General features: G+C 58.3%; 11 protein-coding genes. 5 read left to right on the top strand and 6 right to left on the bottom strand.

The window, feature by feature from the left end; genetic code table 11:
* The first annotated feature begins 252 nt into the window (after positions 1–252).
* The 3 genes from soil367_RS04575 to soil367_RS04565 are packed head-to-tail and all read left to right on the top strand — an operon-like array spanning position 253 to position 3,441.
* On the top strand, positions 253–1,395 hold the full coding sequence (locus tag soil367_RS04575) for an aminotransferase class III-fold pyridoxal phosphate-dependent enzyme (RefSeq protein WP_136547349.1): 1,143 nt from the start codon (positions 253–255) through the stop codon (positions 1,393–1,395).
* Positions 1,396–1,444: 49 nt separating this feature from the next.
* Complete coding sequence (gene argF / locus soil367_RS04570; protein ID WP_136547347.1) at positions 1,445–2,356, top strand: ornithine carbamoyltransferase; 912 nt, start codon at positions 1,445–1,447, stop codon at positions 2,354–2,356.
* A gap of 2 nt (positions 2,357–2,358) precedes the next feature.
* Complete coding sequence (locus soil367_RS04565) at positions 2,359–3,441, top strand: ABC transporter ATP-binding protein (RefSeq protein ID WP_136547345.1); 1,083 nt, start codon at positions 2,359–2,361, stop codon at positions 3,439–3,441.
* A 58-nt stretch (positions 3,442–3,499) separates the two neighbouring features.
* Here the strand turns inward: soil367_RS04565 and soil367_RS04560 are convergent, their stop codons facing one another.
* Entirely contained in the window at positions 3,500–5,098 is a 1,599-nt protein-coding gene (locus soil367_RS04560) for an ATP-binding protein (RefSeq protein WP_136547343.1), read from the bottom strand.
* Between the two features lie 156 nt (positions 5,099–5,254).
* Entirely contained in the window at positions 5,255–5,983 is a 729-nt protein-coding gene (locus soil367_RS04555; RefSeq protein ID WP_136547340.1) for a response regulator, read from the bottom strand.
* Between the two features lie 348 nt (positions 5,984–6,331).
* Here soil367_RS04555 and soil367_RS04550 point away from each other — a divergent pair, with 348 nt between their 5' ends.
* Positions 6,332–6,781 carry an FKBP-type peptidyl-prolyl cis-trans isomerase gene (locus soil367_RS04550; protein WP_136547338.1) on the top strand — a complete coding sequence of 150 codons (450 nt, stop codon included), beginning with the start codon at positions 6,332–6,334 and terminating at the stop codon, positions 6,779–6,781.
* A gap of 11 nt (positions 6,782–6,792) precedes the next feature.
* Here the strand turns inward: soil367_RS04550 and soil367_RS04545 are convergent, their stop codons facing one another.
* From soil367_RS04545 to soil367_RS04530, 4 genes are all read right to left on the bottom strand, one after another.
* Positions 6,793–8,988 (bottom strand): acetyl-CoA hydrolase/transferase C-terminal domain-containing protein, encoded by a 2,196-nt coding sequence (locus soil367_RS04545; RefSeq protein WP_136547336.1) that lies wholly within the window; start codon positions 8,986–8,988, stop codon positions 6,793–6,795.
* A gap of 310 nt (positions 8,989–9,298) precedes the next feature.
* Positions 9,299–9,610, bottom strand: a complete 312-nt coding sequence (locus soil367_RS04540; RefSeq protein ID WP_136547334.1) for a hypothetical protein — start codon at positions 9,608–9,610, stop codon at positions 9,299–9,301.
* Between the two features lie 157 nt (positions 9,611–9,767).
* Complete coding sequence (locus tag soil367_RS04535) at positions 9,768–10,907, bottom strand: alpha/beta fold hydrolase (protein WP_136547332.1); 1,140 nt, start codon at positions 10,905–10,907, stop codon at positions 9,768–9,770.
* A gap of 116 nt (positions 10,908–11,023) precedes the next feature.
* On the bottom strand, positions 11,024–12,061 hold the full coding sequence (locus soil367_RS04530; protein ID WP_136547330.1) for an NADP(H)-dependent aldo-keto reductase: 1,038 nt from the start codon (positions 12,059–12,061) through the stop codon (positions 11,024–11,026).
* 137 nt (positions 12,062–12,198) lie between these two features.
* Here soil367_RS04530 and soil367_RS04525 point away from each other — a divergent pair, with 137 nt between their 5' ends.
* Positions 12,199–13,479 (top strand): MFS transporter, encoded by a 1,281-nt coding sequence (locus tag soil367_RS04525; protein WP_136547328.1) that lies wholly within the window; start codon positions 12,199–12,201, stop codon positions 13,477–13,479.
* Positions 13,480–13,488: the final 9 nt, after the last annotated feature.

Raw genomic sequence — 13,488 nt, 5'->3', positions numbered from 1 at the left:
AGCCCGCTTCATCGTTTTGTCGCGTTTTGCAGGCGTACTGGTGGGTCTGGATGAACCGGCCGGTGTCTGGCGGCGCAAGGGCGCACCTCGAAAGGCACCCGATAAACTGATCAGGTCAAGGCAGCACACCCCGAGACGGGTCCGATGTCGCGTTATTGCCCCGCGGGCCATTCGCGAACCGGAGCGTGTCGTCAGATGCTGCCTTTTTTCGTTAGCGCCGGTACCTTCTGTACCGAGGTTTAAGGAACCGCCATGGCGGAGCATCCGCTATTCAACTCTTCCGGTCGTCTGTCTCTCAGCGTCGAGCGCGGAGACGGGATCTGGCTCTACGACACCCAGGGTAATCGTTATCTCGATACCTCTGCAGGGTCTGGTGAATGCGGGCTGGGTCATGCGCATGCAGGCGTGCAGGAGGCTCTGGCCCATCAGGCAGGCGAGTTGACCTATTGCGCGAGCCCTCTCCAGTGCGCATCTCAGCGGGCTCTGGCAACGAAGCTGAGCGACTTGGCAGGAATGGAAGGGGCGCTGTTTGCGCATTCTGGTGCAGAAGCAAATGACAGCGCCATCAGAATAGCCCGTCAGTTCGGTCTGCAAAAGGGGATCACGAACCCGGCCATTTTGGTGGCCGGGAATGAGCAGCGCGGATCCTCGCCCGATGCGTTCGCCAGCGTTCCCTTCAACGACATCGAAGCAATCCGGGAGCTAGCGGCGACCCGGCAGGACGTGGCTGCGATCATGCTGGAAACCATCCAGGGAGACGCTGGCACGGTCATCGCCGAGCCTGCGTACCTCAAGGCCGTGCAGGATATCTGCCGGGACCAGGGCTGGCTGCTGATACTCGACGAAACACAGAGCGGTATCGGCCGGACCGGGTCGTTCTTTGCTTGTCAGCAATACAGTGTCTTACCCGACGTGCTGACGCTCGCGCGTGGCCTGGGCAATGGCTTCCCGATTTCGGCCTGCCTGACCCGCGGCGAAGCTGCAGAGGTATTCTTCGGCTCAGCCCACGCCTCAACGGTTGGCGGGAACCCCCTCGGCTGCGCGGCTGCGCTTGCTGTGATAAGCGCGCTGGAGAATGACCACCTGGTTGCCCGGGCGCGGGCCTTGAGCAAGCGTGTGATGGAGCCCATGCGGGATTACCTGGAGGGCGCCTACTACGTCCGGGAGATCCGCAGCCTGGGGCTGATCATTGGTATCGAGCTCCAGGAGCCCTGTCCGGAACTCGCTCTCCTGGCTAAAACCCAGGGTATGCTTATCAGCGTGACCGCTGAACGAGTCATCCGTCTGCTGCCCGCCCTGACCATGACCGATTCCGAGGCGGACGACATGGCTATGCGTCTTATCCGGCTGATCAAACTCTACATGGCGGACGAGCGCAAGCGTCCCCGCCGCTAGTAGGCCCATCTCTCAAAACCTATTCCATGATTCAACAGGATGCCTGGCAATGGCCGTTCGACATTTTTTGACTCTGGCAGATCTCTCGCCGACGGAGCTGAGCGATCTCCTCGATCATGCGATAGCGCTTAAAAAATCCCATCAGTCGGGTGTCGTACGCGATAGCCTCAAGAACCGCGTGCTGGCCATGATTTTCGAAAAATCATCGACCAGGACACGCGTTTCCTTTGAAGCGGGCATGGCTCAACTCGGCGGGTCTGCATTGTTCCTGTCCCCCCGTGATACCCAGCTCGGCCGTGGAGAGCCTGTCGAGGACAGCGCCAGGGTCATTTCGCGGATGGCGGATGGGGTCATGATCCGGACATTCGAACACAAGATCGTCGAAACCTTCGCGCACTATAGTCGGGTTCCCGTCATAAACGCGCTGACTGATGACTTTCACCCCTGCCAGCTGCTCGCGGATATGCAGACGTGGCGGGAGCACCGCGGCTCGATCAAAGGCGCCCGCGTAGCCTGGGTTGGCGACGGCAACAACATGTGTCACTCCTACATCATGGCGGCCGAACAATTTGATTTCCAGCTGGCGGTCGCCTGCCCGGCCGGCTATGAACCTGACCCAGCCCTCCTGAATGCACATGGCGACCGGGTACAGGTGTTCAGCAACCCGGAAGAGGCGGTCTCTGGCGCGCACCTGATCGCGACGGACGTATGGGCTTCCATGGGACAAGAGGACGAACAGGGTGCCCGTCTGAAAGCATTCGCTCCTTACCAGGTAAACCCCGCCCTGATGCAACTCGCGGACAAAGACGCACTGTTCATGCACTGCCTTCCGGCCCACCGGGGAGAAGAGATATCTGCAGACATGCTGGAGCACCGGAGCGCCGTAGTATGGGATGAAGCCGAAAACCGGCTTCATGCACAGAAAGCGCTACTCGAGTTCTTGCTGCTGCCAGGCGTTTGAATATGAGTACGTGGATTCTGGAAGTTTCGGAACTCAGCTGTGGTTACGACGGAAGCGCGGTTGTTCATTCGCTCAACCTGGCTTTGGCAGAGGGGGAGATTGGCTGCCTGCTGGGCCCGAGTGGCTGCGGTAAGAGCACTGTCCTGCGGGCGCTGGCCGGCTTCATTCCACCCATGACCGGCCAGATCAAATTGCGGGGCAACGTGCTCAGCACCCGAGAACGGCTTGTAGCGCCCGAGAACAGGGGCGTGGGCATGGTGTTTCAGGACTATGCACTCTTCCCCCACCTGAGCATTGCCGAGAATATCGGTTTCGGACTTCACCGCCTCAGCCGCCAGCAACGCCAGCAAACCGTCCAGGAAATGCTTGAACTCATATCGCTCCAGGATATGGCTGACTGTCTGCCCACAAATCTTTCCGGCGGACAGCAGCAGCGAGTTGCTTTAGCCCGGGCAATGGCGCCATCACCCGACCTCATCCTGTTGGACGAACCTTTTTCCAGTCTTGACGCTGACCTCCGACGGCGGCTCAGCATTGATGTGCGGGATCTCCTGAAAAAAAGAGGGCTGAGCGCCATTCTGGTTACGCATGATCAGCAGGAAGCGTTCGCCATGTGTGACCAGATCGCCGTGCTCAGGGACGGCCAGATGCAGCAGTGGGATAGTCCTTACAACCTCTATCACGAGCCGGCCAACCGTTTTGTGGCAAGCTTCGTGGGCCAGGGCTGTTTCGTTCGGGGCCAAATGATGTCACCGGATGCGATCGAGTGCGAACTAGGCGTAATCCGGGGTAACCGCGCTTATGGCTGGGCGCGTGGCACGCCCGTCGACTTTCTGGTGCGCCCGGATGATGTTGTCCATGACCCGCGCTCCGATCTCCAGCTACGCATTGTCGAAAAGACGTTTGCCGGCACGTCTACCCTTTACAGACTCCAACTGGCGTCCGGTGCGGAGATAGAGGCTCTGTTCAGAAGCCACCTGGATTTTCAGGTCGACCAGTACATCGGTATCAGGCTAGAGGCTGACCATCTGATCGCGTTTGCAGCGCGCGAGACTCACCTGGCCCCCGGGCCTGCCAGAAACTAGCCCCAGGCGTCAGTCTCAAGGCCGGGACTACTTCCATGCACTCGCCTCAAGCCCTCGGCTATGAGCGCTCGCCCGCTTCAAGGTCAGGTTGACGCCGCGGCCATACCAGGCTGAACCGGGCGCCACCAAGCTCCTCACTGCGTCCGACGAACGCCTGGCCACCGTGCCAGAAGAGGATGCGCCGGACGATGGAGAGCCCCAGCCCGTATCCGCCGGATTTCCGGGTCCGGCTATCGTCCAGACGGGCGAACGCGGTGAAGACCTTGTCCCAGTATTCTTCGGGCACACCTGTGCCATCGTCTTCAACATCGACGCGGCAGGTTTCAGGCTCAAAATGACAGATCACCCGGACTTCGCTTCGGGCGTAACGCGTGGCGTTACCGACAAGATTCTGAATAGCCCGATGAAGGTAACGGGGATCGGCATCGGATAGCGCAGCATCCTCCTGCTCACGGACCCCGGGCGCCGAGATAGTGATTTTCGGATGAGTCGACTGTTGTTCAGACACGACCTGACGAACAATCTTACTGACATTCACCTCCTCCAGAGTCAGTACCGGCCCGCCCTGCTCCAGCCGCGCATAAGTCAGAATCTCGTCAATCAGCTCATCAAGCTCCTGAATGTCGCCGTCGATTGCTGCAAGCTGCTTCTCACGCTCGGGATCGCTGCCGCCATCGTCAAGCATCTGGACGCCAAACCTGATCCGGGCAACTGGCGTGCGCAGTTCGTGAGAAACGGCGTGGATCATTTCCCGCTGAACCCCGACCAAACGCTGAATATGTTCAGCCATACTGTTGAAGGCGTAACCCAGGCGGTCAACAACCGGCTGGTTGCCCTCGCGTACGCGGGCGTCCAACTCGCCTCTGGCGATCCGCGCCACCACGTTCTCTATGCTTGCGAGTCGATGATGTAGACGTGAGAGTAACAGGTAGACCAAGCCACTGACGGCGGCTGCCAGGATGGAGAACATTAGAAGCAATAGTGGCCACGCCCAGGGATCAAAAGGCGGGGGTAAAGTGACTCTCATCAGCTGTCCGGAACGCAAACCCTCTCCATGCACGCGAAAAAACAGCTGCGCCGGATCGCTGGCAGATGGTTGGTCGTACCCGATATGACCGTCACCGAGTTGATCCAGCACATCCTGGTCGGGCAACTGATCCTGCCGCACCACCGGCTCGACCAGTACGCCAAGGGCTGCCCCCACATCCGCAAACCCCGCACCATGGGATGTGCCGGGCTGCAGCTCAAACAGCCTGGCGATCAGTCGAGCACTCATTTCGCCCAGGTCGCGATACGGATCGTCCAGCGCGAGCTGCAACAAAGAGCCATCCTGCAGCTGCATGTACCACCGGAGCCCCCCGGCGTCCTGATCGACGATCACCTGGCCGTAGCCGAGTCGCTCCAGCTCAACCGCCCCAAGCTCTGACCTCGCGTCGATGCCAAAGTCCCACGCCCCGGAAAGATCCGGCGAAGTTGTCGCACCGATAAATTCGGGATGTGCGGCAACCCAGCTCATCAGTGGTGCCGGTAGCGCTTCCAGGTAGGCCCGTTCGCGAACGGAATTGAGTCCCTGATAAAGGCCGAAACACACAAGCGCGACGCCCAGAAATGCGCCGAGAATGATCAGATAAAGTTTAAGATAGGGCTTGGGGTGCATAGAGGTGCTGGCTGCCGCGTGACGTTGTAGTGCTCTAAGCTGCGGCAGTTCATTTCAAAACCGACAGCCCGTGGTGAAATGACCACGCCGACGGAACGAAGTCCCGTCTGGATCGACGGTACAGATCCAGCAACCCGAAGGTTGCAGGCGAGGCTTTCAGGCCTCCTTGACGAACAGGTACCCTTTGCTGCGCACTGTTTTTATACGGCGGGGGTGGACCGGATCATCGCCAACTTTCGGCCTGATTCTCGACACCCGCACGTCAATGGAGCGGTCCTGGCCGTCGTATTCTATGCCGCGCAGGGCGGTGAAAATTTCCTCCCTGCTCAGAACGCGCCCGGCGTTGCTGGCCAGGAGCCACAGGAGATCGAACTCTGCACTGGTAAGGTCGATGCTGGCGTCGTTGAGCCAGGCTTCCCGCATGGAACGGTCGATAACCAGGTCATTGAATGTCAGCCGGGCAGAGTCCGTCGGTGCAGGCTCAACCGGCGCAGCCGACTGGTTCTCGCTCACGCGCCTTAGTAAAGCCCGGATTCGGGCCAACAGGACCCGTGGGCGTACCGGCTTGGACATGTAATCATCAGCACCCATCTCCAGCCCAAGCACCTGATCGAGATCATCCGTACGTGCGGTAAGCATCAGTATGGGACCATTATAAAAAGGACGAACCCGCCGGCAGATAGACAGACCATCCTCCCCCGGCAGCATCAGATCCAAAACGACCAGATCGGGTTTTTCGTTCTTGATCCGCTCGACGGCATGGCCGCCATAGGTTTCAAGCGATACGACCAGGTCGTTCTTCTCCAGAAACTCTTTGGTCAACTCCGCTAGTCGCTCATCATCTTCAACGATGAGAACGCGCCATGCTTCTCTGTTTTGTTCCACGCGATCTATCTCTTCATTACCCGATTACGTCAGATCTGGCCGGCTCCGGTGGCAATGGCCTAAAACCGGTCGGGGCCAGACCAGTTTCACTCCCTGGAAGAACGTCTCTTCCGCGAAGCGTTTTGGTCAAGCTTTCCTACTGTAACAAGAAGTATACAGGCTGCCGCAAGAAATACATGGATTGAGTTACAGGCAACAGAAGACTGTTGCGTAAGGCAAAAACTTCCCAATCCACACTTCGGGCGTGAATCACGGAAAAATACTGGCACTCATGAAGCGTTCCTGCCCGCCCCCGCACCACTTCACTTTCTGTTAAGCTGCGGCGTTCTTTGTCACTAGGAGCCCACTATGCAACGCCCCCTGGCCTACGTCGTACACTACCGCCTGAAAAATCACGAGGGTGAAGTGATCGATTCATCAGAAGGAGGCGAGCCGCTGCGGTTCGTTGCAGGTTCCCGCCAGGTTATCGCAGGCATTGAAAAAGCTGTTGAGGGACGCGGTCCAGGCGATCTTCTGGAGGTTACAATACCGCCTGATCTCGCCTATGGGGAGCATGATCCAGCGCTGGTTAACACCGTGCCCGCCTCCGTTTTTGAAGGCGTGGATCAACTTCAGCCAGGCATGAAGTTCCAGACGAACACCGGTGAGCAGACACAAGTTGTGAAAGTGATAGAGGTAGCCGGCGATACCGTCGTTGTGGATGCCAACCACCCGCTGGCCGGCCTCACCCTCTACTTTGATCTCGAGATTATCGAAACACGTAGCGCTAGTGACGATGAGCTGCAGCCGAACGTGTAGCATTGGCGGTTCTACAGTGTATTGCCCGGCCCGGCATCGGGTTCTGTAAGTCGCAGGCCCTGCAATAACAGTTTTCTGTCCAGTTTCTGCCTCCAGCCTTCCACACGCTCGAGACCCATTCTGGACAGCAGAGCCTGCCAGTGGGCGGGTACGTCCTCCACCTTCAAAGCCGCGATGAGCGTCTGCAGCTTGGCCATCGGACTGCTGGTCGCTGCCTTCAACGCCTGCAAAGCCTCTGCCAGACGCAACTCTTCCGGGGTAAATGCGCAGTCGAAAGGAAACGCAGGAAAAATGTCATGCTGTTTCCGATAGTGTTCAACCAGCGCTACTATCTCTTCGGGTCGGTTGTTGCAATAGGCGTTGGGAATCGCCCAGGAACTGCTGATTTTGCCTGCTTTCTTGGCCTGGCGAAGCAGGCCTTGCTGGAAGCGGGAGTCGGCAATCTGGATGAGCGCTTTATAAACAGCCTGATCAGACTTACCCCGAAGATCAGCAATGCCATATTCGGTCACAACAATGTCGCGCAGGTGACGAGGAATCGTGATGTGGCCGTAGTTGAAAACGATGTTCGAAACCGTTTTACCGGCCGACTGCCGGGTGCTGCGCAAGGTCAGCACTGACCGTGCTCCAGGCAATTCATGGGCCATTGCGACGAAGTTGTATTGCCCCCCTACTCCGCTGATAACGCGGCCATCCTCGAGACCATCCGAGACGGCGGCGCCGTTGAGGGTCTGCATCATGGCCGAGTTTATAAAGCGGCTTTCGGTGCGCTGCGCTGCTTTAAGCGTCTGGGAGCCGAATGGGTGGTCGTACAGGTCATTGATGTACTTGACGCTGGTCATGGAGAATTTCTGGCGACTTTCGGGGGGCATGTCGCGTAGGGCCTGGTAGAACGACTGTGGCCCAAGGAAGAAGCCACCATGGGCGACAACTCCGCCTCTTAATGATGCACCCAGGAATTTCTCGCCGATCAGTTTTCGAGCCTCTGGATCAGTAAGCTCGGGCTTTGCGCTTTCGTCGCCGATCACGAGCCGGCCGCCCTTGAGCTCAACCCCATCCGCCAGTATGCCATAGCGTTGCAGCCACTTGATGTCCCGCGCGCGCAACGTACCCTGTATCAGTTCAGCCTCCACCAACTGGTCGAGCATATCGAGCGAGGGCCGGGTATCGACCAGTCCTTCATTGATCAGTCTCTGCAGGGCTGGGTCATCAAAGACTTCGCGCTTCAGGATGCCGGCTCTGTAGAGCTCAACAAACCCATCCACGAGCATCTCGCTACAACCATAGAGACCGACGTCAAAGGTGCCGCTGCCCCCCACCTCCAAGGCGACCGGAAACCGTGTTGCGACGTCCAGCCGCTCAAGCAGTTCCCGATAGGTGTCGTTGCGCTGATGCCTCAGAATCGTACTGTAAATGACAGCGCTGCCAAGGGAACCGATCCCGACCTGCAGCGTTCCGCCGTCGCGCAACAGCGCGCTCGCGAAGAGCCCGATCATGTGTTCTGCGGGCTCTATCGCCATAGCCGGTGCGGGAAAGAGACTGTAGTTGAATGCTGGGCCTTCGAGGAGCAGGTCGAAAAGAGCAGCCGGAACAGCAGCTTTACCTTCCATAAAAGGCAGAGATGGGTTGACCTCACCAACCACGACAACGTCTCCAGCCGATCCTTCCCGCAGCAGTGGTATAAGGTCAAGGCTCAGATCAGGGTTGCAAGAAAAACTGACCTGATCGCTGCCGCCAGGGTCAGGGGCGACCATCTGCGCAACTACGTTTACTCCCTGTGCGAGAAGGTCCCTGACAGCGTGCGTATAGTTGGTGCAGATGTAGTTCTGCTGCTGGGTGGCATTGCCAAGATTGCTGCCAGCTTTGAAGAAAAATTCGGAGACCTTCACGTTCTCCGGTAGAGCCCCGCGCTGAAGGTCACGGGCATAATCCAACTCAGGTACTCCCGCCCAGACTCTCTCTACAAACGGCTCTAGAAAACGGCGCTCAAGTGGCTGAGACCCATGGGGAAGGGTCAAGGACAGCGCTGTCACGATGTGCAAACTCACACTCTTGTCTTCCAGCGCTCGCTGATACAGCGCATTAGCCAGCCGATTGGCCTTGCCGAGGCCAAGGGGCAACCCTAAGTGAATCTCCTTGCCTACCGCGGCCAGGATTGCGTCCACACAGGGTTCTACCCGCCTGAAGACTTTGGGCTCTGTTGCCATTCGCTAACCTCCTCAGCTTTTGCGCACCTGACCGACCAATACTCTACAACGGATAGCCCACTGACAACGAGAGGGGCGCCCCGAACGACAGCAGCGAGGTTAACAGCAAAGCATCGGAAGATTATATGAAACGGTCAATCAGGAGAGGGAAACTACCGCAGAGAAACAGTCAGGTCGGGCTGGGGTGCTGAGCAGAGACGTGTGTGGTCCAGTGTCACTGCGGAGAGATGAGCCACGGACTCAGAATGGGAGTCAGAATCGAAGTCGATTGCGGGCGGGAATCAATTGTTGCTGGGAGCCAATCGCTGACTTAGAAGCGCCATTTCAGATTCAGTGCAGCCCCATCGTCAACCATGGCGATACCATGATCAGAAAATACGCGGTCAGAGGCATACCGGGGGCCCTGTTCACGGGTAAACTGCCATTTCAGGAACCTGGCACCCAAGTCAGCAAGTTCCCCCAGTTCGTCTTCCAACTCATCTTCTGCGTTCGCGGGCCCGGCTTCTACGATAGCCCAAAGATCAGGCCGTTCCACGCGCTCTTGCTGCTCCGACGCTTCGGCATGTGCGACGAACGCAATAGTATTGACGGCGAGGAGGATGAAGAAGAGACGTAAAACCATTTGACGAACCCGCAAGGCGCAAAAAGAAATGGATCTTAAAATTTATTTAACACAATTGTAGCCGATCCAAATCGCAATACGATCAAAAACAGCCCCTCCATCTGATCTTTTTTGTCACCGAATGTAAAGACTTACCCGAACTTCGTAATGTAGCCCCTCATGACGACCGGGAGAGTAACCAGTCTGCACCCATAGCCCATGTATTGTCCGGGGCATGGCTGCCCGCAAAAACGCCAGCATGTCCGCCCGGAACAACACAGAATTCTTTGTCTTCCGACGAGACTATATCGAGTACTTTATGGGCCGATCGCACGCTCACCAACTTATCGCCTTCTCCGGCAAAGGCAAGGATCGAGCAGCGGATCTGCTTGAATTCTGCCTCCTGGTCGCCGAGCCGCATCCGCCCCCTGGCCATACGGTTGTTCAGGCCCATATGAACCACCATGCCCTTGATCGTCTCCCCCGGGTAATCGACCATTTTGTTAAACCACTGGCTCACGGTGGTGTGTTCCTTCACATACTCCCGGTCCCAGAGGTTGACCAGCAATTCGAGCGAGCTGATAACACTGCCGATTGGATTGGTAAGTTTGAATACGAACGAGTTGAACCAGCCAGGTACATGAACAAAACGCGCCGGCAGATCCAGCAGCGAGATGTTGAGGAGTTGACTTACAATCTGGGCCGGGCGGTAGACCAACGAAAGCACTCGGCCAGCAATTCCAACCTGATGCATGTCCACCGGGCTCGCGACTGTGACCATGTTGCGAACGTGCCTGTCCTGCGAAACGGCTGTGTACATCAGCGCCAGAAGCCCGCCCATGCAGTAAGCAAAAAACGAGATATCTTTCACACCGCTGTCATCACGCACCGCTTTGAGAGCCGCGGGCATCCAGTCGAGAACATAACTCTCCAGGGAAAGGCCATGGTGTTCGGCCTCTACTTCGCCCCAATCGATGAGATAAACGTCAAATCCTCTGGCCAGGAAGTAACGCACCAGAGAACGCTGGGGCAAGAGGTCAAAAATCATGGCCGTCGCCGCCAGTGGGGGCACCAGCACCACGGGCACGCGCTGGCGCACAGGCTCTACCGGCACCATAGTATCGCCCACCTGGATTTCATCCTCTTCCAGGGGCAGATAATGGCGAACGCTCATTATTCCGTCCTGATAGATGATGTCGTAAGGCGTTTTATTGCTAACGATAAACCGATCCGAGAAAAGCCGGCGTTCCACGGCATTGATCATGGTCCAGAATGCTTTCTCGGTGAGACTGGGCTTCGCGCGGGCCGTACTTTCCAATGTCGAATCCTCGTGAACAGAGCGGGTCGGGCATAGCCCGCGTGGCCCGTATGACCGGGAACCAGGCGGCAGAAGTCTACACAAATGCCTGGCCAGGTAGAACTGTCGTAGCGACGCTATGGCGCGGGTGACGTGTAAACCTGATGAATCGCTTCTATTTTCTGCAGGACTTCGTCCGATAGGTTAATGTCCCAACTGCCTATGTTCTCCTCCAGTTGAGTCAGTCCCGTGGCGCCGATTATGGTGCTGGTGACAAAGGGCCGGCTATTGACGAACGCCAGGGCCAGCTGCGCCGGACTCATGCCGTGTTCCCGGGCAAGGTCGACATAGGCGCGTACCGCTTTCTGGGTCTGGGGCGCGTTGTAGCGGCTGAACCGGGTGTACAACGTCAGCCGGGCGCCCTCGGGCTTACGCCCGTCGAGATACTTGCCTGTAAGTGTGCCAAAGCCCAGGGGCGAATACGCCAGCAGACCGGCCTGCTCCCGGTGCGATACTTCCGCCATGCCTACCTCGTAGGTGCGATTGAGAAGGCTGTAGGGATTCTGCACGCTCACGATCCGTGGCAGACGGCGGCTTTCGGCCAGCGCCAGATACTTCATCGTGCCCCAGGGGGTCTCGTTGGACAGGCCGATATGGCGGACCTTGCCCGCCTTGACCTGTTCCGCCAACGCCTCAAGCGTCTCCTCGATCGGCGTGACATCCTCCGCGGGATCGTGCTGATAACCCAGTTGGCCGAAGAAGTTGGTCTTCCGGTCTGGCCAGTGGACCTGATACAGGTCGAGATAATCGGTGCCGAGCCGTTTGAGCGAGTCATCGAGGGCGCTGCGGATATGGCTGCGGGTCAGGCGCGGGCCGCCGCGAAGATAGCTCAAACCGTTGCCGGGCCCCGCGACCTTGCTGGCGATCACCAGATCCTGTCGGTTGCCTCGCGCCTTCAGCCAATTACCCAGGTAGGTTTCAGTCAACCCCTGGGTTTCGGCCCGCGGTGGTACCGGATACATTTCCGCAGCGTCGATGAAGTTGATTCCCTGGGACACCGCATAGTCCAGCTGCTCGAACGCTTGCGCTTCGGTGTTCTGCTCACCCCAGGTCATGGTGCCCAGGCAGATCCGGCTTACCGCCAGGTCGGTTTTGCCCAGAAATTGCTTGTCCATAATGAATCCTCTTGTATGACATAGATCGCCGCAGGCTGAATCTCCGCCAGGCAGCCAGCGAGAAAAGCCCTGCTTCCCGCTCACTCAGCCGGGCGCGACTGCTAGGATAACGCTGAGCATGGAATGGGAGTAGCAGTGTGTCAGAAGAAGCCCGACCCGAATCGCCTGGTTCAACGTACCGCGCCGGTCTGCCGCTACCCGTGGCGTTGGCGGTCTTTCTCCCCTTCGCGGGCGGGTACTTTCTTTCGTATATTTTTCGGACTGTTAATGCGGTGATCGCCCCCGAGCTGGTCGCGGACATTCATCTGAACGCGGCCGACCTGGGTCTGCTTACCAGCGTGTATTTCCTGTCGTTTGCCCTGTTTCAGCTCCCGCTCGGCCTGCTGCTCGACCGCTTCGGACCACGCCGGGTCGAAGCCATACTGCTTCTCTTCGCGGCAATTGGTGCAGCACTTTTCGCCTTTGCGGACAGCCTGGCTGCACTTATCGTTGGCCGCGCATTCATCGGCCTGGGTGTGTCGTGCTGCATGATGGCGAGCTTCAAGGCGTTCGTTATGTGGTTCCCGCCTCAACGCCTGCCCGCACTGAACGGTGGTCTCATGACATTTGGCGCCCTGGGCGCCATAACCGCCACTATGCCGGTTGAGTGGTGGCTTGTAACCTTATCGGACTGGCGCGGACTCTTCCTGGCGCTGGCAGGTTTCTCCGCCACTGTCGCCTTTGTTGTCTTCCGGATTGTCCCGGACCATCACGAGGCGCCCTTGCATCTGACGCTACGCGATCAGCTAGGCGGGCTCGCAGTTATTTTTCGTGATGGGTTCTTCTGGCGGGTCGGCGTTGGCTCGGCCATGAGTCAGGGCGCATCGCTTGCCATAGCCGGGCTGTGGGCCGGCCCCTGGCTGCGCGATGTAGCTGGCCTCGATCGCGCAGGGGTCGCGGCACACCTCATGATCATAGCCATAGCCATGGGTGTCGGCTTTTTCACCATGGGCATGCTCGCGGAAAAACTCAACCGGCTTGGCGTAAGACCGGTCACGCTGGCGGGCACAGGAATGGCTGCCTTCAGCCTGGTCATGCTGGTGCTGACCCTCGGTATCGACATGGGGCTGTGGCTGACCCTTGGCGCATTCGGTTTCCTGGCCACGTCCAGCAGCCTGAGCTACGCGATAATATCCCAGCATTTTCCGCGCCAGCTGGCGGCAAGAGCCAACACTGCCCAGAACCTTCTGGTCTTCGTGTTCGCCTTCGCCATGCAGTGGGCGATCGGGGCGGTGCTCGGTGCATGGGAAGACCCACTGACACGGCGCTATGCCCCCCAGGGCTACCAGCTGGCCTTCGGTGCCATAACCGTACTGCAGGTTGTCGCGCTCGCGTGGTTTTTTACGGTTTTCCGAACCTCAGCCAGACCGGCGCACTGAAGATCCCGC

The sequence above is a fragment of the Hydrocarboniclastica marina genome (genome assembly GCF_004851605.1).
GTDB classification, from domain to species: Bacteria; Pseudomonadota; Gammaproteobacteria; order Pseudomonadales; family Oleiphilaceae; genus Hydrocarboniclastica; species Hydrocarboniclastica marina.
Note: the sequence above shows the minus strand (reverse complement) of the source record. Positions and strands in the feature narration are given on the sequence as shown.

Bases quoted from the DNA above. Each gene is read 5' to 3' on its own strand.
- soil367_RS04575 (WP_136547349.1), top strand. From the start codon at position 253: ATGGCGGAGCATCCGCTATTCAACTCTTCCGGTCGTCTGTCTCTCAGC.
- argF (WP_136547347.1), top strand. From the start codon at position 1,445: ATGGCCGTTCGACATTTTTTGACTCTGGCAGATCTCTCGCCGACGGAG.
- soil367_RS04565 (WP_136547345.1), top strand. From the start codon at position 2,359: ATGAGTACGTGGATTCTGGAAGTTTCGGAACTCAGCTGTGGTTACGAC.
- soil367_RS04560 (WP_136547343.1), bottom strand. From the start codon at position 5,098: ATGCACCCCAAGCCCTATCTTAAACTTTATCTGATCATTCTCGGCGCA.
- soil367_RS04550 (WP_136547338.1), top strand. From the start codon at position 6,332: ATGCAACGCCCCCTGGCCTACGTCGTACACTACCGCCTGAAAAATCAC.
- soil367_RS04545 (WP_136547336.1), bottom strand. From the start codon at position 8,988: ATGGCAACAGAGCCCAAAGTCTTCAGGCGGGTAGAACCCTGTGTGGAC.
- soil367_RS04540 (WP_136547334.1), bottom strand. From the start codon at position 9,610: ATGGTTTTACGTCTCTTCTTCATCCTCCTCGCCGTCAATACTATTGCG.
- soil367_RS04530 (WP_136547330.1), bottom strand. From the start codon at position 12,061: ATGGACAAGCAATTTCTGGGCAAAACCGACCTGGCGGTAAGCCGGATC.